Raw genomic sequence first — 21,834 nt, forward strand, 5'->3', positions numbered from 1 at the left:
GTATAGGCTATCTTGACGCGCAACGATGGCGCACCCAGACTTGCGCAATGCCTTGATTTTGCTGGCTATTTCCTTTGCCAACTTGATTTGTTTGGGTGTAAATTGCCCTGTATCTTCGTAAAACATTAGCCTTGTTTGATTTCGATTGTTCCTTGTGCTTCGTTATGGTCAAGAATGTTGTCAGAGCCGAGGTTGTGCGAGCATTTCTGCCTATCCCACGCTTCGCGCATTGTATCGCGTGAAAATACGCCATACGGCAGAATGTGCATCCCGATGTCTTGCATCCGCAATAGACCCTTTCCCATCTTCTTCGCCTTATACTGCAAGTAATTGGCGTACATCGTGACTTCGCCGGGTGTTCGCGTGATACTTGCCATAGCGAGGGCGACGGCAAATGTGATGGTATAGGTGTGACAGGCTTTGACGCGGTTGTAGAATAGACGTTCCATAGACGGCCCGCCATTCAGTATATCGTTCTTGAGTTCTTCGTTGGCTTCGATTTTGCTTTCGTGCATGGTCGCCAAAACGAATGTCTGCATCTGCTCTTCGGTTAGTGCAGTGGTTTTGGGCTGGTGGTCAAGCCACTCAGCCCATTTTTCCACTAAATCCGGGGTTATCTTCGTTATCATATCTCAGACCTTTATAGTGTAGAGGTATTGAAGCTCGCCGCGATAGCCACGATTATGCAATTCTTCGATAAGCTGACGCGGTGTAAATTCCGCAAGCGGGGATGACGGTTCGCCCTTGATTGGGGGGGGGGGGTAATTGGCGATTACTGCGCGAGATACGTTGTGATTCACGCTGGCACGACTTGCACCACATCTGCAACCCGTCAGCCGAGCTACTGCGACGGCTGAACTGGTCAACCGGCAATTCTTTGCCGCATCTTGTGCAGACCTTTGTGGCCTGCGTTGTCGGCTCTTGATTTGAGGATAAATCCATGTTGATATATTTATTTGTTTAAGTGTTTACTTTTACAACCACGTCGCAAAGTTAAAGCATTTACTTTAATTATCCAAATTAAATCGCCGGGCAAATTTGATTTTTAACTCTTATTAGCTCTTAGCTATCTTCCACATTGCGAGTTGATTACCTTTGTTAGAGGAGATGATTGTCGCGTATAAACTTGTCTAAATCAGCGATGTTATACTCATAATAGTTACGGTTGGCATTGCGCTTATAGACACGTCGTTCAATCACGCCGTTTTGACCTGCTTTGCTGATGATTTCCGCTTTGCATCCGCAGTAAAGGGCTGCTGTATCAAGGGGTAGCCACTTCTTGCTATCTTCACTGTCTTTTGCCTGATGCGTTCCGGGCGTGTAATACTCGCCGTGCATACGCGGTTTTGCGCCCTTGCCGTAGGTCTGAAAGAACAGGATGGATGAACGAATGGCGGCTCTTTCGCGCATTTCGTCTTCCGGTGTAATGAAAAAGCCGAGTACATACTTGCCCTTTCGCTTATTTTCCGTTGGTGCCGGGGTCTGCGCCGGTGTGGGCCGTGGAGTTTCATCCTTTGGCTCTTCCGCTACGACAGTGGGTGTTAGCTTGACATGGGGCGCGATTTCCTTTCCGTGCTGAAAACGTTTGTTTTTAGGCAATTTCTGAATGGCTGCTATAATCAGATTGACGGTAACATCGCCCTGACGCATCAGCTCTATCCACTTCTGCGCCAACTTTGATGTTCCGCTTTCTGAATATCCGATTTCGGCGGCTATATCCCTTACTGAATAGCCGTTCATGGTTATCTGCGCACCTGCATAAAGCATTGCGCGGTATGCCTTGCGCTTGGTCGGTGTCAGCTTATTAAACTGCTTCGCCGCCTTTTTGTCGATGATGTCAGTGATTACTTGTTCCATTGCGATATGAGGGTTGTTATAGCATGTTGTTTATCATTATGACCGCTTTGTTTGCCATTACGCCGACGCATAGCTCGGTGTCATTGTTCTTTTCCAGCGGGTAGGGTTTGATGATGTCGTTGCATACGCCTTTAATGGCGGTCAGACGCGCATCTCCGTGATTACGGCAGGGCATCCCCAGCTTTTCTGCGATACGCTTGTTGACGTTGCGGTCAAAGTCTTCCACGTAGTTGATGAAAGCAAGGATTATGTTGGCGTAACAGTATAGGGCTTCGTGGTCTATCCGGCCATATTTCTTCAAAATCTGATTTCCGAATGTGAAATACATAAGACTCAGATTTGCGCCGCATGACACAAGGTATTCATCGCGCTGTGTAAGGAATTTCTCAAAGACGTGCGGCGGCATTTCATGGCGTAGGGCTGCAAGATACTCCTCTTTGATTGCCTTGAGCAACCGGGTGTGCTTCTTGAAGTCTGAAAGCCGACAGTCGCGGGCATATTCCACAAATAAGTCAAGATAGTAGATTACGCACTGCGTAATGAAGTGTGGTACATACGCCATCTTGAGTGATTCGGCCTTGTCGAACAGGTTGAGAAATTCTTCTGTTGACAGGTCGCGTTCACGCATTGGTTCGCGCTTCTTGAAGTGGATGCCGGTGTCAATCATCGGCTTTATGGGTATGGGGTTTGCACTTATCCCTCGCTTTTCCATTTCGGCGATGACCGATTCTGGGAGCTTTATGCCGTCAAGCATATCAGAAAAGGGATAGCTGTTGATTAACTGGGATTTCATTGGTAAATAAATTCTTGAAGATGTGATAAAGACATGATACCACGATAGAATTTCCCGCCAGTTTGTAGTGTTGGGATTTGGATATGCCAGACGCTAACAGGCGGTCGATATATTCTTCCGGCACGTCCATAAGGCGGTAGCACTCGCGTGGGGTCAGCTTGCGTATGCGAAAGCGCGTCTGCGTTCCGTACTCCTGCGCCACATGGTCTACGGCTCGCTTGATGATGCGCGTTTCTGGGTCAGACATATCAAGTTCGCCGTCGCCACGTTCCACGACAAGATGGGGCGATTTATAGTCAGTGCTGAGAAGCGTGGGCGAGGATTCAGCCGATGGCTGCAATCTGCCGTAATTCTTCCGTGGGTCAGCCATAACCATAGGGGTATCTCCGTCGGGCAGCTTTACAAAATTGTTCTGCTCCCATGCGCTTGTTGTGATGGCCGGCGACACATCGCCCACGTCGCCGCCGGGTCTATTCCACGGCATAAGACTGATGATTGACGGGTCTTCGCCCTCAAGTATCATAGAGTCTTTCTGGACGGTTGTAAGGGCGTTGGCTACATCGTCGCCAATCTCAAGTTCCTGATGGTAATCCGCACCCTTGCCGCGACCACGCATGGCGCATGACTTGGGGTTGGCTTCTTTTGGCAGCCCTTTGTCGAAGTTTAGGATTCCGTCTTCTATCTGGCGTTTCATTTCTTCTGTTGGGTTTTCGATTGTAAGGATGCCGGTCATAGGGAAATTGCCATCAATCAGATTGCTTGCGCACATTGCGCCGTAGCGTGTCGTGATTGTGTAGGCTAATCCCTCGTCGGCTGTATTGAAAGGTATCTGTTCCATAGCGAGGATAAGGGGCATTGAGTTGCCGCCTGTTGGCGTTGTAAGCGTAGGCGAGATGCCGCTGGGGTCATAAACCCTGCCGTTGGTAGGATTCTTTTCCTTGTCGTATATCTGCGCCACCTGTATAAGCTGATTCATGTCGTTGTCGGTTGTTTCTTCAAGAATAAGTGCCGGATAACCGTGATTGAGCATAATCGTGGGCGATATTCCGTCCGGGTCGTAGATGTTACCTACATTGTGACCCGACGGCATTACATTGCCTATGATTTTAAGCTCTGGGGCGGTTTTATCTTTATTCATTTTCTGAATTGTTGTTTTGCGATTCCATGATGTAGGGATGCCATCCGGTTGTCAGTGCTGTGGCTATTCCGTTACTGTCATAAACTCTATCCGCGATACTTGGCTGCTTGCCATTCTCATCCTTTGAATTTATGCAGATTGTCCGGGGGGGGGGGTATTTTCAACAAGCACTTTGGGGCAGTTTCCGTGTCCTGACGTATGTGTCGGCGCAATGCCGTCTGCGTCCACGATTTTGCCGTCTTGCGAGTTGTTGATTTTACCAACCACAATGATGCCGTCTTCGTCATTCTTGGATGTAGGTATCGGTTTCACGTTGTCCGTAGTTCCCGGTGATGGTTCCGCAATACCCCCCCCGTTTTGGAAGTTCGGCTTGAAGCCACAACCCTCAGCTTGCTTACGCTCGCAATGGTCTATGATTGCCTGAATCTTAGCATCAGACAGATAGTAGCTTTCATCTACATTCGTTTCCAATACGTGCTTGAGGCGGCGGTCTAACTTGAAGGGTTTGGGGAAATAGTAAATAGCCTCGCCGTGGATGCTGACCATGAAGACGCGCTCGCGGTTCTGCGGTACGCCATAATCTTTTGAGTTCAGCACTTGATAATAGTTCGTGTAACCGAGGCTTTCCAGATACATCGCCCATCGCTTGAAATCCGGCATGAATTTGTCGCTTACAAGAGCCTTGACGTTTTCCATCAAGAGGTATTTGGGGTATTTGGTTTCGATTGCCCTTGCGCACTCCCATAGAAGCGATGACCTTGTGCCAGACCCCTCGGCGAGTCCTTTCTGTAAACCGGCATTGCTGATGTCGGTACAAGGGAAGCTGTATGTGAACAGATTGAAATCCGGCACATTCGCCCAGTTGATTTTGCAGATGTCGCCATAGTTCGGGTAGCGGTCGATAAGTTCCTGCGGAGGCTCGTACCCCCCCCTAATGGCAGTTTCCACATCGCCGACTGTGCGGCAACGTGACAGCAACTCGGCATCGCGGGCTGCGTAGTAAGCCTTGATTGCGGTAGCATCGATTTCGGATATTCCGACAACCGTATAGTCAAGCCCAATGTCTTGCTTGAGGCGTTCAAGAGCCATCGACTGACTGCCGTAACCGGCAAAGGCTTCAAAGACTGTTATCTTTTCCATATTGGTCATTATTGAATAATTCGTATTGTGTCAGCACGACATTGCCGCGTCGTTGTTCGCCCATACATTCTTGACGAAAGCGCACCTCTTGCGCCGTGTAATATTCTGGGTCAATCTCACAGCCTATGAAGTCGAAGCCCATGCGATAGGCGGCAATGCGACTACTACCGCTTCCGAGGTGGGTGTCAAGAATTAAGTCACCGGGATTGGCGAAGTTCTGAAATATCCATGCGTACAAGGCGACTGGCTTTTGTGTGGGGTGTATCCGTGTTTCCTTTACACTCTGACGCGCCGCGCTATATCTGAATATCTTTGCCGACCTGTCAAATGTAGTGAGGGCAAGCTCACACATGGCAAATGACAATGTTTCCGGCTGTTCCTTATCCCACACAATCCAGCACTTTGAATTGATGGGGATGCGGTCTATGAAATGGTTCGCTCCGAAGATGATGGCGTTCTTGCTGACGCGAAGCAACTCCGTGAAAAATTCCGCTTTTGGAGCATCCTTATCCCACGGCTTGTATGTGCGACCCTTTTCTCTCATCAGTCTGCCACTTGAGCAGATGTCTATTCCGTAAGGGCAATCACATAAAGCGATGTCAACGCTTTTGTCTGCCATTGATTTCAGTACCTCAAAGCTATCGCCGAGGATGATTTCGCTACGTGGTGTCATTCCGCAAATAGGCTTTCAGGTTGATTATTTGCCTTGGCTTTATCCCGGCGTGACTCGCGCTCTACCAATTCCGCGATGTCAAACATCGATGGTGTGGATTGATAGGTTTTGAGCAGATTCACGGCATCGGCATAAAAATCTTTCTTAATCTCAAATCCGTAGGCACGGCGACCGCAATTTCTTGCAGCAAGCAAGGTTGTGCCACTTCCGGCGCATGGGTCAATAACAACGTCGCCGGGGTCGGTGAAGATGCGGATAAGCTGTTCCAGTAAAGGCACGGATTTCTGCGTGGGATGGATTTTAGGTGTCTTGGTGTCACGGGGATAATCCATGCAGTTAAAGACCATGCGACCGCCATTATTGAATTTGGGAAGCTTTTTACGGTAAAGCAATAATCCGTATTCGCAGTTTCCTACAATCTTCATGTTAGACTTGAGTACCTGCGCTGACCAGTTCTTGCGAAAGACCAATGGGATGTAATAATTGAATCCATAGCGCGTTCCAAGCTCGATGAAATACATCATCTGTTCAAAGGCACAAAAGATAATCATACACGGTGCTTTACCCGCCTCTTTGGGTTCTTTGATAAGCAGATTTGAGCAAAAGTGCATAAATTCCGCTGGCTTGAAATTAGCATCGGTATCAAAGAATTGCGTGCCGGCGAGTTCGCTTTCGCCGTTTGCGTTATCGCCATCAACATACCACTTGGGGTTGGATGCGTAGGCGTTTATTCCGAGGTTATAAGGCACATCGGCGATGATAAGCTGCGCCTTGCAACTCAGATACCTCTTCCAATTCTGAAAGTGGTCGTTATAAAGCTCTATATTTTGCATTGTGATAATGATTTACTTGGTTTAGAAAGGTAATGGCTCGTTGGGGTCAATCGGCGTAAACGGCATGTTTGGGTCATCCGTCTGCATCTGCATGGGCGTTTGCGCGAAGTTCATCCCGGCTGGCGGTTGTGGCTGTGATGGGATTGAATCTGCATCATCTTCCCACGGCAAACCCGATGGCAGGGATGGCTGCGTTATTTCGTCCCGTTCTTTGGCTGCAATCATATCCTCCATGTCAGCCCTGAAATCCACGGCTACGCTTTCGCTTTGCTTCCACGGGATATATCGGCCATTGATGACGTTGAACTTGAATGTAGCATCGCCCGGCGCACCGAGGTGTCTGAACTTGACCTTTTCCACGCGCACAAGGGTGTAATTCTTGCTTTCGTCGCGTTCACGATGTACCACAAGACCGAAATCCGCTTTGTCAAAGAATGTCGCAGAGCCGCTGATGTCGTACATGGTAGGCACACCGCCATTTCCGTTATCCTTTTTAATCTTGGTGGGATGCGCCATAAGGATGAAAAGGAGGTCGTTCTGCTGGGCAAAAGCCGTCATTCTATTCAGAAGACGCGAGATGTATTGGGTTTCCGTTTCGCCGCCTGACTGTTCATGCTCGATTCGGTTAAATGGGTCAAGTACAAAAATTCGTATTCCCCTACGACGTACAAGGTATTTAGCCTTTGCCAGAATATTATCTATCGTTGCACCGTCTTCCGGTAATACGTGAAAGAAGTTTTCACGATAGTATTCTTTGGCGTGAGCATATTGCTGTGGAGTGATGTTTTCACCCCGGTTGTCTATGGCTTGAAATTTCTTTCCACATAGCTTTTCTATCAGCTTTACGGCATGAAGCTGAATCGGCACGTTTTCGGGCGAGAAGAATCCGACCTTGAAATCGTAAAGGATATTCAGACGAACACACATCTCATCGATAAATTCCGATTTACCGCTGCCCGGTATGCCGGTCACAATCATAAGGCGTTTGGTTTCAAGACTCATCAACGCATCAAGATTGGGATGTCCTACCATGAAGCCTTTTTGAAGACCGTTCTGATAGATGGCATCAAGCTCTTCTTCGTAATCGTCAAGCATGAACACGCCCTCAACCTTGACCTCTTTGGCGGTTTTAAGGCAGTTTTCAAGACTTTCCTTGCCGTACTTCTGGAGATGCTCGTTGGCATCCTTACAGTCATCGCCATAAGTGACAATGCGGCATCTTTCACCACCAAAACGACGTATCAGTTCATCGCGCAGCAATAAGCCCTTTGTGTCAGTATCGACGGCAATGTAGATTGTTTCCTTGTCACCAAAGAAGCCCTCTATAAAGTCATCAAGATATGACAGGTTGCTATTCGCGCCGTTGGGTACACTGACGCAGTTGTTCTTTCCGATTTCAATGAACGAAAGACAGTCCATTTCGCCCTCGGTTATGATACACTCGCTTTGTCCGACGATGCTGTCAAGATTGTAGGGAATCAGTTCCGCGCCGCTTTCAAGCATGAATTTCTTATCGCCGGTGCGATACTTCACGTTGATAAGCTCGCCGTTTAGATAGTAGTTGAACTGCACGGTGTTCATCTTCTTTCCGACCTGCGGCATGAACTGCTCACCCTCGTTAATCTTCATGCGTTCAAGCACCCATTCCGATATACCGCGACTATTGAACCATTCAACGAGTTTGCGCGACAGCGTTGTGATGGGTCGTGGCGTAGGTCTGCGATATTCCTTTTTGGGGGCATCATGCGACCTTTCGCCGACATGGATAGTTCCGCTCCAGCCGCAGTAATGGCAATGCCATACGCCCTTGCCTAAATCGACTGAAAGACTTTTATCGCGCTTGTCTTTCCGTCGGTCATGGCATTTGGGGCAGATAACTTTCATCTTGCCGCTATTGCGCCCAGCTGGGATGTCTATTCCAAAGTCGCTGTAAGCTCTCATTTTGAACCGTTACTCCTTTCTTCTTCGGCTTTAATGGATTGCCAGATTGCAGATGTATCGCGCCGTGTCGTGCCTTTTATTTCCACAAGGTTGAAAAGCTGACCTATACGGTCGATAGTCCTTGCGCCATAAAGGTCAAAGGTTTCTTTCAGCGTGTGGTTGGTAGTCACGATGTAGGGGATGTCGCTATTGTTGTCGTAGATGGTGTTTATCAAGTGCGCCACGACGTTCAGCTTGTTGCCTACATGGTTTGTGGGGGCTATTTCAGTTCCGAGTTCGTCGAGACCCATAGGGATGCTGTCAAAGACCGAGAAGCCGTTGGCGGCATATTGACCGCAGAAAGTAGGCACGTTTATCCACCGGGGTTTGATGTGTTCGCCGCTATCACGTAGCCAGTGTTTGCTGACAAACTTGATGATGGCTTTCATCAGTGTGCTTTTGCCCGTTCCGATATTACCGTAAATCCATAGACCTTTGCACGGTTTCAGGTTGCCCTCTGTATTGCGTATGCACCAGTTGAACACGTCAGTAACAATCGCCCGGTTGTCCTTGTCAACGACAAAATCGGGGCAGTAACCCTTGAGGATGTCAAAGAAGACCGCCTTAATGGTATTCAGTTCCGTCTGGCATTTGGAGGCCATATCCGGCTGAAGATATACCATTTTGTCTATAAGTTTGATTTCTTCCATTTGATTGTTCTGAATTGTCGTTACTGTATTCGATTTCCCAGCATCGGTTGTTTATCCATGTCTGGAGGTGCTTGATGTACTCTTTGGGTTTTCCGCGTGTCTGTTCGGCATAACCCTGCGCCGCTGGTAAAAGCAATGGCAGTACCTCTTGCCAATCGCGGTGCTTCTTCTTGAAGTTGGCAAACTCAGTGTCAAGACCGCGCTTCTTGCCGGGATACGCCTTGCGAAAGATTTCAAAATCTTCTTTGGCTTTTTGAAGAGTTATACTTTCTTCCTTTCTTTCATTCTCTTCATTCTTATCATTCTTTTTATTCTTATTATTCTTGTTTGTGGCTGGCTGATGTTCCTCTGATGTCGGCTTGATGTCGGGCTGATGTTCATCTGCTGGCTGTTCGATGGCGATTTGTTGGTTATTGCTTTCCGTTGCGCTTTGATAACTATCATAATTGCAGATAGTTATTATTGAATATTTGTTGGTCGTACTGCGGATTATTTCTCCAGTTTCTTCCAACTTTTTCAGGCACACACGTAATGCTCCGCGCTTGATTTTTATACTACGCATAATCCCATCTTCCGAGGTCATTACCTGACCCCGTTTTATCTCTACACCGAAGCTGTAACCGTCTTTGTGATTGGCGGTAAGGAGTAGATGAATAAAGACAGCCATCATGTTCGGCAGACCATACCACCGCCATTCCGTCATCTTGCGATAAAGGCGTATCCAACCTATTTCATTCGGATTGGGATTACACATGGCGGTAGTAGATTATGCCGGCTGATACGGTAGATAGTCGATGATTTTTACGCGCTTGATGCCGTCCAGACGCAGATTGTAACCCTGCTTGAGATACTCATTGACAAGCAACGTAGCTTCCACGGTGTTCTCGGCGCATACAAGCATGTAGTATTTGGTTTCCTTTTCCTTACCGGTTTCGTCATCAGTGAACACGTCAATGACGGTAGCCTTGAAGAAAGGCTTGTCATCTTCTTTGTCGTTGATGATTTCCCTTATATCGCTGCGTCCGATGCTGAACACGTCGATTTTCTGGTTGGGGTACAGTTCAAACATCATCTTTTCTGCCTCTGCGAATAGCTCGGCATCCATGATGTAGTGTTCCTTAACTTCTTTCTGTTCGCCGGTGTCAAGAGTCTTTTCAACCCTTAATTTTGCTTCAAAAAACATGATTAGTTCGGATTAAATGTCGTAACAAGGTCAGCGTACACGGCGTTTGCTTCACGCCGGGCAAGTTCCATATTGGTTGCTACGACTGCGTTGTTAATAATGGCATGGGTATGCGGATGCCGCAACATAAGCGTTACAAGCGCACCGCCGACCTTTACCTCGTCGCCCTTAAAATCAAGTTCCAGCTTGTCGGCATAGACCTTGAGATTAAATTGGGCAACGGGCTTCTGGTCAGTAGATTTTGAGGTGTTACGCTTCCATCTTTTGAAGAAGTTCATCATCGAAAGACCTTGAAGACGGTTACGTTATCGGGCAGTTCGGATTCTGCGCCCCATTCCTTGTAGGAGTTCGTTATGAACACGTGGTCATAAGCCTGTGCGACTTTCTTGATGCCGTCAAGCTGGATGGCGTGGGTAACAAGCAAGGATATGCTTTTAGGCGCAAGCTCACGCAGTTTAGGTGCAAGACCTAAGAATGTTCCACCCCCATCGCAAAGGTCGTCCATAAGCACTAAATCCTTGTCTTTACAGATGTCGGTTTCTTTGGTGCAGACCTCAAACGATAGCAGCTTCCCGGTTTCCGAGTCGCGTCGCTTTTCGCAGCATATTGATGGGATTGCGTGGGGTATGTGATAGCGGGCTTGTGCGCCCTCGTCCGGCAATACCGCCACTACGTCAAGTTGTAGCTCATTGGATTTAAGGATGCCGTTCATAAAGTATTCCATCGTTGCGAGTGCGCCCACAGAATTTTTTATCAGCGACATTGTGCGGTAGGAGTGCGGTTCTACGATTTGCACGTGTCGCGCCCCTATTGCGTTGATTGCATCGGCTACAATCTTCAAGGAGAATGGTCTGTTAAGGTCAAATAGACGGTCGCAGCGCATCGACATCAGGTAGCCGATAAACAGGGTATTGATTTCCATCTCCTGACGCTTGAGAATGTCGCCTAACTGCATAAGGCAGAAAAGGTCATCCGCGCACGTGATACGGCATACTATTGATACCGGCTCTTTGCGGTCAAGTGCATCAACGGTTACATGCTTTTCGCCGTCGGGAAATGTGGCTATTTTGCAGCCGGTCTGTTTGGCGAGGTCGATTATCTGCATAGCCTTTCGCGGATTTCGTTAAACGATGTTTCTTTTATCAGTTTGCCGTCTTCAAAGACAACCTCAAGGCAACCGCCGGCTTCTTGTTCCGGGGTTACGCAGTCCGTAGCGTAGTAGATGCCGTTCTGGTCTTTATCGATGCGGATAAGACCTTTCAGCGACTTCTTCATTCCACTGTCGGTTTTGGGCGATTTGAAGATTTCGCGGGGTTCGCCGTTGACCTGACACCATGTTGCTTTCATAGCGAAGCCGAGGCAGTCGCGTGTGACATACTGAAACGTGAACGAGCCAACGCCCAGTACAAGATTTGTGGCGGCAAAGCCTTTGGCTTCCAATCGGCGATATATCTCTTTCTGACGCTCACGTGTGATGCTGTCGCCGTAGATTACGCCGATATGCGGGTCAAGGACTTTGTAGCCCTTTTCATTGACTGTGCCGCCGAATATGTTCCATAGAAGCTCGTACACGCCGGTTACAGCCGCCTTGTTTTCGTCAAGCTCCTCAAAGCTCATATCGTCGATGGTTGACTGCGGCAGACCACAGATGATGTCAACCGGGTTTCCGCTGTCAGGGCGAATAACGAGGCGACCGTCACGCGCCATGATAATGTCTTTAAGACGGGGCAGATAATCCGTGACGACCTGCCATAAATCCCATGTGTCACTTACGATGCTACAAAAGCCGCTTGGATAGATTTCAGTAATGAAGCGTTTGAATGTTTCAAACTCATCTTCCTTGCCGCCGGCGCACATGACGCTATGCTCCGATGCCGGTACGGTCATTGCGATGATTTCCTTTTCCGCGTTGGCGTTGTAGTATTTTTCTACGGCTTCAATCGCCGGGAGCGTTTCACTGCCGACAAATGATGTCAGATGTCCCATACCGCTTGTGATGGCCGCTTCCAAGCCTGCCATGCCGCGCATAGAGAAGTCGTGACAAAGAAAACCGAGGTTAACATCGGGCGTGAAGCCCGTCTTTTCCGCATGACGCTCAAGCTCCTTGCGGTATAACCGGGATGATGTCGCCGAGGTCATGGGTAGCCATAATTCGCACGACATGATGGTTTCCAAGAAGTTTGTAAGCCAGAAGAATTTGGGATTGGTGTTGATGACCGTAATCATTGGCACACGTATCGGGCAGATTGACCCCTCCGGCAGTGCCTTGAGTCTGATAGGTAGATAGCCGAGTCGGTGCAGTTCGCGGATGTGTTCCGAGCCAACCTCGTTTTTACCAAGAAAGGTATCGACGCGACGCTTGAACTGCGCCACGGCAACATCTTCCGGCAGATTGAAGAAGTCGTTATTGAAGCGGTCTATAAGATATTTCTTGATGAAATACTGGATACCGAAGACCACCGCGCCATCCTTTGCGTCAGGCATGTATCCATTGCTACGCGGAGTCCAGTTCGCATACACGTATTCCGTGCCTACGGGATATTGTCTGCGATGGTCTAACTTGTAGCCGTCTGTTAAAAGTGAAGCGTTCATCTGATAATGATTGTCGGCTGCGCCGTATCGCGTTGACACGGCGCAGCCGGTAGTGATTAGAATGGGAGGTCAGGGTTTTCGCCGGGTGCGATGCTGGGCGCATTGGCTACATCTTCTGGGGTGGGAGATTGCGGTGTGAACGTGCGCGTTTCAAGGTCGCCGAGGATGTAGTTAACGCCGTCGATGCGCTCTTCCTTTTTGGGTGCGCAAGTGATGAAGTGCGTGTACGTGTGAGCAACACCGTTTTCGCTCGTAAACGTCTGGGGCTGCTTCTTTGTGATGACGGCTACGTTCAGATAGATACGTTCCTTACCGTCCTTGCACATGACTTTTCTCATCTGCGATTTGGGGATGTCAGACAGACAGATGCTGCCAGACAAAAGTGAATTGTTGTCTGCCATTGTTTATGCTCTTTTGAGTTGTGAATAATTTTCTTCGATGATTTGCTCTGCAAGTTCCACGCGCTCCATGATAAGGGCGATGGCATCTTCGTCGCGCTGGATGCGCACGATGTGGATGGGGTTTTCCACAAAGGGGCAGTACACGATGAAGTCGCAGAATTGCGCCTCAGTGCAGGCCATGTGGTTCTGACACTGATAGTAGTAGTCTGGATTGACTTTCTTGAGTGATTCGTTGTCGTGGATTTCCGCAACATACTTGCTGTATGTTGACAGTGTGGGGCATTTGATTTCTACGCATCCCATCACGTCGCCGTCGGCGGTTATTCCGTCCGGCGATGAAGCAAGATACTTGATTTGGGGATGGTGGCAGAGTCCTACCTCCTTGACCTCGCGTCCGGTTATATCGACGTACATAGCACGTGCATTTTCTTCCTGTTCAGTACCGAAGCGCATAGCCTTTGACTGCGATGTGGTCTGCTCAAGATAGAAAGTGAACATATTATCATCCTTGACGATTTCGGGGTTCAAAGAACGTTCCCCTGCAAGTTGATAAAGATATGTGAGGGCGGTGTCTGAAAACACTTTGTCCTTTGTACGGCCACTTTTCATAAGCGAGCCGACCTGACTCCCGGTTATGTAACCGAGGCGAGCGCGATACCATTCCAGTGTGCGCTGTTCCTGTGTAAAGCTGAGATTTGACATGGCTTATTAGATTTGGGGATTGGGGGCTTGCATAGGCTCGCCGTTGTCGGCGGTCTTAACTTCGCCCGTTTCTTTATCTACTGTTTCTTTGGCGGCATCTTCCGAACCCTCGGCGGGTTTCGCTGTGGGCTTCTTCGCGCCCTTTGCGGCGGCTGCGCGTGATGCCATTTCAGTAAGCCTGCTTGACTTGGCTTCCTTGCTGTTGCGATAAGGTGACATAACCTCATCAACGGTGGTATCGCCGTCTTTAAGTGACTGCTGGATGCCGAGCAAGAGGGCGATTTCATCAACACCTATCTGGTTGACGGTCTGCTTGCCGCAGAGCATGACTACCTCTTCTTCAGTGATGCCGTACTGGTCGTTGAAATACTTGATAGCACCGTCACGACGCTTGATTAGTTTCGTTTCGTCGCTAAGGTCGCCGGTGATACATTCCTGCGCAGCCTTATACACCTTGTCAGTGATGGCTTTCGGCACAACCGTGAAGATTGCGTTTCGATACGCGATAGCGTTAGCGGCGTTGCCGGTAACGGTTATCATGTCTTCCGAGAATCGCGCACCTTTTGAGGTCAGGATTGAACGGCGCACCTCAAAGGCTACGGCAAAGTTATTTTCCAAATCCCACGCCATACCACGCGAGATTACCTGTGTGCCGGTCACGTTGACTACGCGGGCTTCTGCGCGAAGATTGCCGTACTGCTGGGCGATGATTTTCGCCAAGTGTACCGATGGGCCGGTGATGGGCTTTCCACCGCGAGGGAGCGCGTAGCCGCATGTCTGGGCAGTTTCCCTATCCATCGTGGCGATGGCGATTGAGTTGTTGATGCACCGCGATAGATTGCGGGGATAAGCGCGAGCCGTGCTGACCTGAATGTCAATGTTGGCTCTTTCCGCGCTGTCGATGGTTTCGACAAGCTGTAACGGAGATGGGTCTTGAAGTCTTGCGACCTCGTAGCCTTTGATGTCTTCCATCATAATAGTTGTTGTTTATGCCGTCTTACTGCTTCCGGCCTTGCATTTGCGAAGACGACGGGACTCGAACCCGCAATGTGTCGCCTACCACACTTCCTTGTTCACTCGGCATCTCCCGGCTACGGGCTTACCCGGTGGTTGCAACCGCCGGCACGTAAGGCTAACTACTCCTTATCTGTGTTTCGCTGAACAAGTGACGCGCCTACCATTTTCGCTACGTCTTCAAGTTGCCCGGCTTATTTGGCTTCGCCGGGCGTTGGATGTTGTTTATGGCTTTCGCCAAAGGACTGCCTCTCTTGGCTTGCCCTATTTCTTTTTGCGCCGTCGATTTGACAGCTTAAACTTTTCAAGTACCTTTTCCACGTCTATCATCATCCATCGCCCATACTGACTTATGCAATCGTCAAGAAGACCGGCGGCTTTCATCCGATAGACTGTTGTTTCTGATGTTCCCAGAATTTCAGCAAGTTCACCAATGCTATTTGCATACCATCGCTCAGGCTTCTGGGGTTTTTCTTCTACTTGTTTTGTCTTTGCTTGCCATTCGCCCAACATTTCAAATAATTGTCGGGGTGTCAGCAGATGAATAGGGGTGTCAAGACCAATAGTAAATGTTCCTACATTTTCCATAATTACTGAGTACGTGTTATAATGGCGGCTACGTTAGACCGCGCATCTATATCATACCCAATAGGGTCTTCGCTGCCTTTCTTGAGTTGCGTTACAGTTGACCGTATAGAGTTTTCAGAATAGTGCCGGTAAGGTACTTTTACTGATTCCCCCACATTCAACTCTAAAAGAGCAACTTGCAATCGGTCGCCACGCTTAATTTTTCTCTGTTCCATTTGGCTTATTTCAAAAATAAGTATTAACTTTGCATCTGTAATGCCGATTAAGTATTTAATCATTGTTTTTACATTGATTGATTAAGTAGTTAATCAGTATTGACACTGCAAAAGTACAACAAAATACTGATTGAAGCAATAGTAAAATCAGTATTTAACAATCGTTAACATTATGACTGACGGAGAAAAACTTATCGAAATCCAGCAAATGACCGGATTAACGTGGAAAGACCTTGCAGATAAAGTGGGGATTGCTTCTGCGCAAACTTTTACAGACATCCGGGGAGGCCGACATGGTATAAGCATGAAACTTGCCAACAAGATTATTGAGGCATTTCCTGAGATACGCAAGGAATGGCTAATGTTTGAGAGTGGGCCGATGACGCATAAAGAAGCAGAGGGGATGATTGCAATGTTCAATTCGGTTGAAGAAATAACCGATAGCAAATCTTCTCCAGACTATATAAATGTGGGGTCTTGTTTTCCCAAAGCGGAAATAGCTATTAGGAATACAAGTGATAGCATGGCTGAGTATCCAGTAGGCTGCATACTTGTTATGAAGCGCGTAATGGATATGAAGTTGTTAATACCGGGCAATAACTACCTTATAGAAACTAATGAATTTGTTACAGTAAAAAGGTTGCAGAAAGGAAAGGATAATGCTCACATCGCTTTGTATTCTTCAAACTGTGCTACATATCCGGACGGGAAAATGATTTATGAGCCTTTTGAAATCCCCATTGATTCGGTCAGCAGGATGTTTTACGTGCTTGGCTACATCTATCCACAGGCGAATGATATAAATAAGGTGTAAGGTCTATGATAGCAATCAAGCGTAGTATATCTTTTGGTGTAGAAGTAAAGAAGAAACCGGAAACAGCGGAAAAGAAGAATAAGAAGCCGGAGGGTCGCGTAAGGTGTGTTATCGTCTGGCAGGGTCAACGTGTGCGCTTGAGTGTAAATCACAATGTCAATCCTGATAACTGGGAGAAATCAATACAACGCTGCAAGGCGAAAAGCACACATGGAAAGAATAAGACACCGGCATCAGTTATAAACAAAGACCTACAAGATATGGAGGATTTGATTAACTCCATCTTTATGCGTTTTGAAGAAGCTGACCACATACCAACAAAAGAAGAGTTTTCGGAAGCATACGACAGACAGGTTAATCCTGAAAAATACATTGAAAAAGAAAAGGAAGCTAATCCTGCCGATGAACCGCTCTTTAAGATATATGATGAATTTATTAAGGATGGTACTACAAGCGGACGATGGAGTGAGGGAACTCTGGTAAAATGTAGAACCATAAGAAAACATCTTCGCAGTATATCGCCTAAATTATCATTGAATGACATTATTAAAGGTGGAGTCAATCTTTTCATTGAGCATTTTGGGAAAGTTCTTGACAATTTCAAGAATAAAGGTCTTGCCAATACTACCATCAAGAATGATATTGCATTTGTAAAAGTATTCTTGAGATGGGCGCAGGAGCATGGCTATTGCGATGCTTCACCTTTCCTATATCAGAAAGTGAAGTTAAAAACGGCTGAGAAACCTGTCATCTTTCTTACTAAGGATGAACTGATGAAAGTGTATGATTTTGATTTCGGTCAAAAAAACTATCTTTCACAAGTCCGGGATGTTTTCTGTTTCTGCTGTTTTACGTCTTTAAGGTATTCCGATGTTTATAATCTCCGCCGGTCAAACATCACGGATACTGAAATTCATATCACCACCATCAAGACGCATGACTCTCTGACGATAGAACTTAATAGGTATTCACGCGCCATACTGGATAAGTATGCTGATATTCCATTCCCCGATGACAAGGCTTTGCCGGTTATTACCAATCAGAAGATGAATGATTACCTTAAAGAGATGGGTAAGATTTGTGGAATCGATGCGCCAATTACCATAACGAGGTATAAAGGAACAAAACGATATGACAAGACGTATAAGAAATATGAACTTCTGTCAACACACTGCGCCCGGCGTACTTTTGTCTGCAATGCCATCATGCTTGGTATTCCTACCAATATCGTGATGAAATGGACTGGTCATTCAGATTACGCAACGATGAAGCCTTACCTTGATATTGCGGATGATGTTAGACGTTCCGCTATGACCGCTTTCAACCGAATAGAAAAATTTGGGGTAGATGGTGATGAATCTGTTAAAAATAATCGTGGGGCAAAAAGCGGGGCAGAAAATTGATATTGTGTGAAAGTGTATGCAAGTTTTAATAATGGAAGAAAACAATAAATCAGTGATATGCTTCGGTGTAGAAATAAGCGCGAGAAAGTGGAAAAATGTGGTAGAGTACCTGTCTTTCCGCAAAATAAAGCTACAAGTCGTTGACTTGTAGCTTTATTTTTAGTTGCTAACCTGTATCCGACACCTCTGACATTCAACAGCTCCATTCCGGGGCAGCGGATTTTTCCGGGTCAGCGGATTTAGACCATAATCAATTTGAAAGCCGATTTATTCGTTTGGCTGTAAGATACACATGCAATGCAACTCGTTCCAAATATCGTGGCACAGGAGCCGGAGATAATGAAAAGAGCCGTATGTAACGACACTCAAATCATTAAGCTACAGCTGCAGGATACAATCATCGGATGTCGAGCAGTTTGTGGGTTTGCAGGGAGAGCCGCCACTGCGGGTTGGCTTTCAGGCAGGCGATACACTCTTCGAGAATGAACTTGTTGCGGCACTCCACTGCCCCGCCATCATCTTCATGCAGATCACTTACGGAACAGTCACAAGGCTGCAGTGAGTAGCTGCGAGCCTCGACAGCGCTGAAACGCTCCATGCGTTCAGCGTCGTACCCGTCGGCCATATACAGCAGTTTAATTTCGTCGACACGGCCACACGCTATCCTGTCGGTCTTCGGAGAGCAGGTCACCCAGTCGACATTTCCGGGTAGCGGCAGGGTACCGTTGGTTTCCACCTGAACAAACCATCCGTTTTCGTGCAGCCGATCGACCAGAGCAGCGTCAAGCTGCATAGCCGGCTCACCGCCGGTGATCACGACATGACGCGAAGGATACGACGATATGAGCCGCACGATTTCGTCTGCATCCATCTCCCGGCCGTCGGCATGCAGGGTGTCACAGAACGGACATTTCAGATTGCAGCCCGAGAAACGAAGGAATACAGCCGGAACGCCTGTGTGAAAACCCTCGCCCTGCAGCGAATAGAATATTTCGTTGACCTTATATGTCATAGCACACAATCGCCACAGTCGTCACGCACATAAGCCGCTACATTGCCCTCGCTCTCCTGCACGATGGTCTTGTAGCATTCAGGGATCTGCTCGGTGATCCAACGGGCTATATTCTCGGCTGTGGGGTTGAATGGCAACACATCGTTGAGATGACGGTGATCGAGCCGTCCCATGATATCCTCTTTGATGCGTGTGAAATCACACACCATACCATCGGCATTGAGCGTTTCAGCCCGACAGAACACGGTCACTATCCAGTTGTGGCCGTGGACATTGCTGCACTTGCTTTCGTAAGAGAGTTCAAGCCGGTGAGATCCCGACACTTCTATCTTTTTTGAGATATAGTACATTTTTTCGCTGTTATGATACGCTGTTGTTGTCCGAAGCCGCCGATCCGTGGCATTCTTCCGCGGCAAGAGCGGCAGCCATGCCTGCCGCAGCCCGCCTGCCGTCGCCCATGGCCAGAATGACCGTGGCACCGCCACGCACTATGTCGCCGCCGGCAAAGAGTCCGTTGACCGATGATTCCATCGACGTTTCGTCCACCTCAATCGTGCCGCGCCGGCTGACGCTGAGCCCCTCGACTGAAGACGGGATTAGCGGATTGGGAGAAACGCCCACACTCACAATAACCAGATCGACCGGTATCTCGCGGATATCGCCCTCCACCGCCACCGGAGAACGGCGTCCCGAGGCATCAGGCTCGCCAAGCTCCATGCGCTGCACGCGCATGGCTCTGACATGTCCGTTCTCATCGCCCAGATATTCCACAGGATTGAAGAGCGTCATAAACTCAACGCCCTCCTCCTTGGCATGATGCACCTCCTCAAGACGTGCCGGCATCTCGGCCTCGCTGCGACGATAGACAATGACGGCTCTCTCGGCTCCCATCCTGCGCGCCGTGCGCACAGAGTCCATCGCCGTATTGCCTCCTCCCACTATAGCCGCCGTGCGTCCGGTCAGCACAGGAGTGTCGTGTCCGTCAAGACCGGCTCCCATCAGATTGACACGGGTAAGATATTCGTTGCTGCTCATCACGCCGATCAGATTTTCACCCGGAATACCCATGAATCTCGGCAGACCGGCTCCCGACGCCACAAACAGTCCGCGGAAGCCCTGCCGGCGAAGATCTTCGACAGTCACAGTGCGAGACACTATGCAGTCTTTAACAAAAGTCACTCCGGCAGCCTCCAGAGCACGGATCTCGTCGTCGACCACGGCGTTTGGCAGACGGAATTCGGGAATACCATACTTAAGCACTCCGCCGATCTCATGCAGAGCCTCGAACACAGTGACGTCAAAGCCGCGGGCGGCCATATCGCCGGCAAACGACAATCCGGCCGGACCGCTACCGGCCACTGCCACCTTGACAGCGCCCGGCGCCGGACGCCTCGGAGGCACTGGATTTTTTCGGGCTTCCTCACGCGCACGGTCGGCGGCAAAGCGCTCCAGATAGCCTATCGCCACAGGCTGACACTTCATGCGGTGATATATGCAGCGGCTCTCGCACTGTTTCTCCTGCGGACAGACACGACCGCAGACAGCCGGAAGCGCGCTCGTCAGCCGCAACACGGCTGATGCTTCGGCAAAATCTCCGCGCTGTATATTTTTTATAAATCCGGGAATATCTATACCTACCGGACAACCGGTGACGCACTGCGGATCAGGACAGTCCATGCATCTCGTGGCTTCGACCACTGCCTGTCCCTCCGAGATGCCCAGGTTTACTTCAGCCGATCTGGACGCTACGCGGACAGCCGGATCAAGCTCGGGCATTTTCACCCGCTCGATCGCCGCCCGGTCTTTGGCGCTCATGGCGCCACGCAACTCCACTCGCCACGCAGCATCGCGTGAATTATTCTTGTCTATAGCCATCTGAGTCTGTGTTTCAAAGCATCCATGAATCAATTATACGACCGCAACCTCATCAGCATCTCATCAAAATCCACCTGATGGGCGTCAAACTCCGGCCCGTCGACACACACGAAGCGTGTGCGGCCGCCGACGGTCACCCTGCAGGCTCCGCACATGCCGGTGCCATCGACCATTATGGTGTTGAGGGAGCACATAGTCGGCACTCCGTAACGCTCCGTAAGCTTCGCCACGAACTTCATCATCACGGCAGGTCCGATGGTCACTACCTGATCGACCTTTTCACGACGGATCACATCTTCCACTCCATCGGTCACGAGTCCCTTGCGTCCGTAAGAGCCGTCGTCGGTCATCACGATCACCTCATCGCTCCACGGAGCCACCTGATCCTCAAGGATCACGAGTTCGCGCGTGCGGGCGGCCAAAACGGTAACAACCCGATTGCCGGCCTGTTTCATCGCCTTAATGATAGGCAGAAGCGGAGCAACGCCAACACCGCCTCCGCAGCACACCACCGTGCCTACATGGCCTATATGTGTCGCCTGCCCCAGAGGCCCCACCACATCGGTCAGCGAGTCACCGGGCTCGAGTGCACAGATCTTGCACGTGGACACTCCCACCTGCTGAACCACGAGCATTATTGTGCCGCGCACAGGGTCGGCATCGGCTATAGTCAGCGGTATCCGTTCGCCTCCCTCACCGCAACGCACTATCACGAAGTGTCCCGGACGGCGCGAGCGGGCTATCTGCGGAGCCTCAACTATGAGCTTCACCACATTTTCGGAGAAGTGTTCCTTTTCGAGTATTGTGAACATCGGTCAGATCTGTTGATTGATAAGTAACTCTTAGAGTATGTTTACTTTTAACTTTATGAAATCTTTATAGCTCTTTTCGACCAATTTTAAGCTTTTGTTCAGTCATTATGGAACCCCATAACTCCTTCACAAAATCTAAAAATTGACTCGAACATATTC

25 protein-coding genes are annotated in these 21,834 nt (G+C 48.9%); 2 read left to right on the plus strand and 23 right to left on the minus strand.

Features of this window, described 5'->3' with window-relative positions; translation table 11 throughout:
- Positions 1–125: 125 nt before the first annotated feature.
- The 19 genes from C5O24_RS03435 to C5O24_RS03530 all read right to left on the minus strand — a co-directional run bounded on the left by C5O24_RS03435 (position 126) and on the right by C5O24_RS03530 (position 15,822).
- Entirely contained in the window at positions 126–629 is a 504-nt protein-coding gene (locus C5O24_RS03435; protein ID WP_107681448.1) for a hypothetical protein, read from the minus strand.
- Positions 630–1,098: 469 nt separating this feature from the next.
- Positions 1,099–1,857, minus strand: coding sequence for a hypothetical protein (locus C5O24_RS03445; RefSeq protein WP_107681449.1), 759 nt, complete (start codon positions 1,855–1,857; stop codon positions 1,099–1,101).
- 16 nt (positions 1,858–1,873) lie between these two features.
- The gene (locus C5O24_RS03450; protein ID WP_124029779.1) at positions 1,874–2,650 is read right to left on the minus strand and encodes a hypothetical protein; all 777 of its coding nucleotides are present in this window, start codon (positions 2,648–2,650) and stop codon (positions 1,874–1,876) included.
- Positions 2,613–3,788: a DNA cytosine methyltransferase gene (locus tag C5O24_RS03455; protein WP_107681451.1), complete on the minus strand. Its 1,176-nt coding sequence runs from the start codon at positions 3,786–3,788 to the stop codon at positions 2,613–2,615. The genes C5O24_RS03450 and C5O24_RS03455 overlap by 38 nt, the downstream gene beginning before the upstream one ends.
- Before the next feature lie 129 nt (positions 3,789–3,917).
- On the minus strand, positions 3,918–4,928 hold the full coding sequence (dcm, locus tag C5O24_RS03460) for a DNA (cytosine-5-)-methyltransferase (RefSeq protein WP_161553789.1): 1,011 nt from the start codon (positions 4,926–4,928) through the stop codon (positions 3,918–3,920).
- Positions 4,906–5,472: a DNA methyltransferase gene (locus C5O24_RS03465; RefSeq protein WP_205961059.1), complete on the minus strand. Its 567-nt coding sequence runs from the start codon at positions 5,470–5,472 to the stop codon at positions 4,906–4,908. Before C5O24_RS03465 ends, dcm begins: the two co-directional genes overlap by 23 nt.
- Positions 5,473–5,597: 125 nt before the next feature.
- Entirely contained in the window at positions 5,598–6,434 is an 837-nt protein-coding gene (locus C5O24_RS03470; RefSeq protein ID WP_107681453.1) for a DNA-methyltransferase, read from the minus strand.
- 21 nt (positions 6,435–6,455) lie between these two features.
- Positions 6,456–8,318, minus strand: coding sequence for a bifunctional DNA primase/helicase (locus tag C5O24_RS03475; protein ID WP_240604887.1), 1,863 nt, complete (start codon positions 8,316–8,318; stop codon positions 6,456–6,458).
- 53 nt (positions 8,319–8,371) lie between these two features.
- Positions 8,372–9,037, minus strand: a complete 666-nt coding sequence (locus tag C5O24_RS03480) for a P-loop NTPase family protein (protein ID WP_205961060.1) — start codon at positions 9,035–9,037, stop codon at positions 8,372–8,374.
- Positions 8,979–9,818 (minus strand): hypothetical protein, encoded by an 840-nt coding sequence (locus C5O24_RS03485; RefSeq protein ID WP_133165450.1) that lies wholly within the window; start codon positions 9,816–9,818, stop codon positions 8,979–8,981. Before C5O24_RS03485 ends, C5O24_RS03480 begins: the two co-directional genes overlap by 59 nt.
- 12 nt (positions 9,819–9,830) lie before the next feature.
- Positions 9,831–10,247 carry a DUF4494 family protein gene (locus C5O24_RS03490; protein WP_107681457.1) on the minus strand — a complete coding sequence of 139 codons (417 nt, stop codon included), beginning with the start codon at positions 10,245–10,247 and terminating at the stop codon, positions 9,831–9,833.
- A gap of 2 nt (positions 10,248–10,249) precedes the next feature.
- On the minus strand, positions 10,250–10,528 hold the full coding sequence (locus C5O24_RS03495) for a hypothetical protein (protein WP_107681458.1): 279 nt from the start codon (positions 10,526–10,528) through the stop codon (positions 10,250–10,252).
- On the minus strand, positions 10,525–11,352 hold the full coding sequence (locus C5O24_RS03500; RefSeq protein ID WP_107681459.1) for a hypothetical protein: 828 nt from the start codon (positions 11,350–11,352) through the stop codon (positions 10,525–10,527). The genes C5O24_RS03495 and C5O24_RS03500 overlap by 4 nt, the downstream gene beginning before the upstream one ends.
- On the minus strand, positions 11,343–12,839 hold the full coding sequence (locus tag C5O24_RS03505) for a nicotinate phosphoribosyltransferase (protein ID WP_107681460.1): 1,497 nt from the start codon (positions 12,837–12,839) through the stop codon (positions 11,343–11,345). Before C5O24_RS03505 ends, C5O24_RS03500 begins: the two co-directional genes overlap by 10 nt.
- 56 nt (positions 12,840–12,895) lie before the next feature.
- Positions 12,896–13,240, minus strand: coding sequence for a hypothetical protein (locus C5O24_RS03510; RefSeq protein ID WP_240604889.1), 345 nt, complete (start codon positions 13,238–13,240; stop codon positions 12,896–12,898).
- A gap of 3 nt (positions 13,241–13,243) precedes the next feature.
- Positions 13,244–13,942, minus strand: coding sequence for a lambda exonuclease family protein (locus tag C5O24_RS03515; protein WP_107681461.1), 699 nt, complete (start codon positions 13,940–13,942; stop codon positions 13,244–13,246).
- Between the two features lie 6 nt (positions 13,943–13,948).
- Entirely contained in the window at positions 13,949–14,917 is a 969-nt protein-coding gene (locus C5O24_RS03520) for a hypothetical protein (RefSeq protein WP_133165451.1), read from the minus strand.
- 303 nt (positions 14,918–15,220) lie between these two features.
- Entirely contained in the window at positions 15,221–15,544 is a 324-nt protein-coding gene (locus C5O24_RS03525) for a DUF3853 family protein (protein WP_107681463.1), read from the minus strand.
- A gap of 2 nt (positions 15,545–15,546) precedes the next feature.
- Positions 15,547–15,822 carry a hypothetical protein gene (locus C5O24_RS03530; RefSeq protein ID WP_107681464.1) on the minus strand — a complete coding sequence of 92 codons (276 nt, stop codon included), beginning with the start codon at positions 15,820–15,822 and terminating at the stop codon, positions 15,547–15,549.
- A gap of 109 nt (positions 15,823–15,931) precedes the next feature.
- On the opposite strand from C5O24_RS03530, the gene C5O24_RS03535 reads away from it, so the two are divergent.
- Positions 15,932–16,573 (plus strand): S24 family peptidase, encoded by a 642-nt coding sequence (locus tag C5O24_RS03535; RefSeq protein WP_107681465.1) that lies wholly within the window; start codon positions 15,932–15,934, stop codon positions 16,571–16,573.
- Positions 16,574–16,578: 5 nt separating this feature from the next.
- Complete coding sequence (locus tag C5O24_RS03540) at positions 16,579–17,976, plus strand: site-specific integrase (protein ID WP_107681466.1); 1,398 nt, start codon at positions 16,579–16,581, stop codon at positions 17,974–17,976.
- A gap of 397 nt (positions 17,977–18,373) precedes the next feature.
- On the opposite strand, the gene C5O24_RS03545 is transcribed toward C5O24_RS03540, so the two are convergent.
- From C5O24_RS03545 to C5O24_RS03560, 4 genes are read right to left on the minus strand one after another with little or no spacing between them, the layout of a single operon-like run.
- On the minus strand, positions 18,374–18,988 hold the full coding sequence (locus C5O24_RS03545) for a 7-carboxy-7-deazaguanine synthase QueE (protein ID WP_107037023.1): 615 nt from the start codon (positions 18,986–18,988) through the stop codon (positions 18,374–18,376).
- Positions 18,985–19,338, minus strand: coding sequence for a 6-pyruvoyl trahydropterin synthase family protein (locus C5O24_RS03550; RefSeq protein WP_107681467.1), 354 nt, complete (start codon positions 19,336–19,338; stop codon positions 18,985–18,987). Before C5O24_RS03550 ends, C5O24_RS03545 begins: the two co-directional genes overlap by 4 nt.
- A gap of 10 nt (positions 19,339–19,348) precedes the next feature.
- The gene (gene gltA, locus C5O24_RS03555) at positions 19,349–20,863 is read right to left on the minus strand and encodes an NADPH-dependent glutamate synthase (protein ID WP_170067069.1); all 1,515 of its coding nucleotides are present in this window, start codon (positions 20,861–20,863) and stop codon (positions 19,349–19,351) included.
- 29 nt (positions 20,864–20,892) lie between these two features.
- Positions 20,893–21,675, minus strand: coding sequence for a sulfide/dihydroorotate dehydrogenase-like FAD/NAD-binding protein (locus C5O24_RS03560; protein ID WP_107037021.1), 783 nt, complete (start codon positions 21,673–21,675; stop codon positions 20,893–20,895).
- Between the last annotated feature and the right edge of the window lie 159 nt (positions 21,676–21,834).

Origin of the sequence: Paramuribaculum intestinale (assembly GCF_003024925.1) — a bacterium.
GTDB classification, from domain to species: domain Bacteria; phylum Bacteroidota; class Bacteroidia; order Bacteroidales; family Muribaculaceae; genus Paramuribaculum; species Paramuribaculum intestinale.

Excerpts from the sequence above, each read along its gene's own strand:
- C5O24_RS03435 (WP_107681448.1), bottom strand. The coding sequence starts at position 629 with ATGATAACGAAGATAACCCCGGATTTAGTGGAAAAATGGGCTGAGTGG.
- C5O24_RS03445 (WP_107681449.1), bottom strand. The coding sequence starts at position 1,857 with ATGGAACAAGTAATCACTGACATCATCGACAAAAAGGCGGCGAAGCAG.
- C5O24_RS03450 (WP_124029779.1), bottom strand. The coding sequence starts at position 2,650 with ATGAAATCCCAGTTAATCAACAGCTATCCCTTTTCTGATATGCTTGAC.
- C5O24_RS03455 (WP_107681451.1), bottom strand. The coding sequence starts at position 3,788 with ATGAATAAAGATAAAACCGCCCCAGAGCTTAAAATCATAGGCAATGTA.
- dcm (WP_161553789.1), bottom strand. The coding sequence starts at position 4,928 with ATGGAAAAGATAACAGTCTTTGAAGCCTTTGCCGGTTACGGCAGTCAG.
- C5O24_RS03465 (WP_205961059.1), bottom strand. The coding sequence starts at position 5,472 with ATGAGAGAAAAGGGTCGCACATACAAGCCGTGGGATAAGGATGCTCCA.
- C5O24_RS03470 (WP_107681453.1), bottom strand. The coding sequence starts at position 6,434 with ATGCAAAATATAGAGCTTTATAACGACCACTTTCAGAATTGGAAGAGG.
- C5O24_RS03475 (WP_240604887.1), bottom strand. The coding sequence starts at position 8,318 with ATGAAAGTTATCTGCCCCAAATGCCATGACCGACGGAAAGACAAGCGC.
- C5O24_RS03480 (WP_205961060.1), bottom strand. The coding sequence starts at position 9,037 with ATGGTATATCTTCAGCCGGATATGGCCTCCAAATGCCAGACGGAACTG.
- C5O24_RS03485 (WP_133165450.1), bottom strand. The coding sequence starts at position 9,818 with ATGTGTAATCCCAATCCGAATGAAATAGGTTGGATACGCCTTTATCGC.
- C5O24_RS03490 (WP_107681457.1), bottom strand. The coding sequence starts at position 10,247 with ATGTTTTTTGAAGCAAAATTAAGGGTTGAAAAGACTCTTGACACCGGC.
- C5O24_RS03495 (WP_107681458.1), bottom strand. The coding sequence starts at position 10,528 with ATGATGAACTTCTTCAAAAGATGGAAGCGTAACACCTCAAAATCTACT.
- C5O24_RS03500 (WP_107681459.1), bottom strand. The coding sequence starts at position 11,352 with ATGCAGATAATCGACCTCGCCAAACAGACCGGCTGCAAAATAGCCACA.
- C5O24_RS03505 (WP_107681460.1), bottom strand. The coding sequence starts at position 12,839 with ATGAACGCTTCACTTTTAACAGACGGCTACAAGTTAGACCATCGCAGA.
- C5O24_RS03510 (WP_240604889.1), bottom strand. The coding sequence starts at position 13,240 with ATGGCAGACAACAATTCACTTTTGTCTGGCAGCATCTGTCTGTCTGAC.
- C5O24_RS03515 (WP_107681461.1), bottom strand. The coding sequence starts at position 13,942 with ATGTCAAATCTCAGCTTTACACAGGAACAGCGCACACTGGAATGGTAT.
- C5O24_RS03520 (WP_133165451.1), bottom strand. The coding sequence starts at position 14,917 with ATGATGGAAGACATCAAAGGCTACGAGGTCGCAAGACTTCAAGACCCA.
- C5O24_RS03525 (WP_107681463.1), bottom strand. The coding sequence starts at position 15,544 with ATGGAAAATGTAGGAACATTTACTATTGGTCTTGACACCCCTATTCAT.
- C5O24_RS03530 (WP_107681464.1), bottom strand. The coding sequence starts at position 15,822 with ATGATTAAATACTTAATCGGCATTACAGATGCAAAGTTAATACTTATT.
- C5O24_RS03535 (WP_107681465.1), top strand. The coding sequence starts at position 15,932 with ATGACTGACGGAGAAAAACTTATCGAAATCCAGCAAATGACCGGATTA.
- C5O24_RS03540 (WP_107681466.1), top strand. The coding sequence starts at position 16,579 with ATGATAGCAATCAAGCGTAGTATATCTTTTGGTGTAGAAGTAAAGAAG.
- C5O24_RS03545 (WP_107037023.1), bottom strand. The coding sequence starts at position 18,988 with ATGACATATAAGGTCAACGAAATATTCTATTCGCTGCAGGGCGAGGGT.
- C5O24_RS03550 (WP_107681467.1), bottom strand. The coding sequence starts at position 19,338 with ATGTACTATATCTCAAAAAAGATAGAAGTGTCGGGATCTCACCGGCTT.
- gltA (WP_170067069.1), bottom strand. The coding sequence starts at position 20,863 with ATGGCTATAGACAAGAATAATTCACGCGATGCTGCGTGGCGAGTGGAG.
- C5O24_RS03560 (WP_107037021.1), bottom strand. The coding sequence starts at position 21,675 with ATGTTCACAATACTCGAAAAGGAACACTTCTCCGAAAATGTGGTGAAG.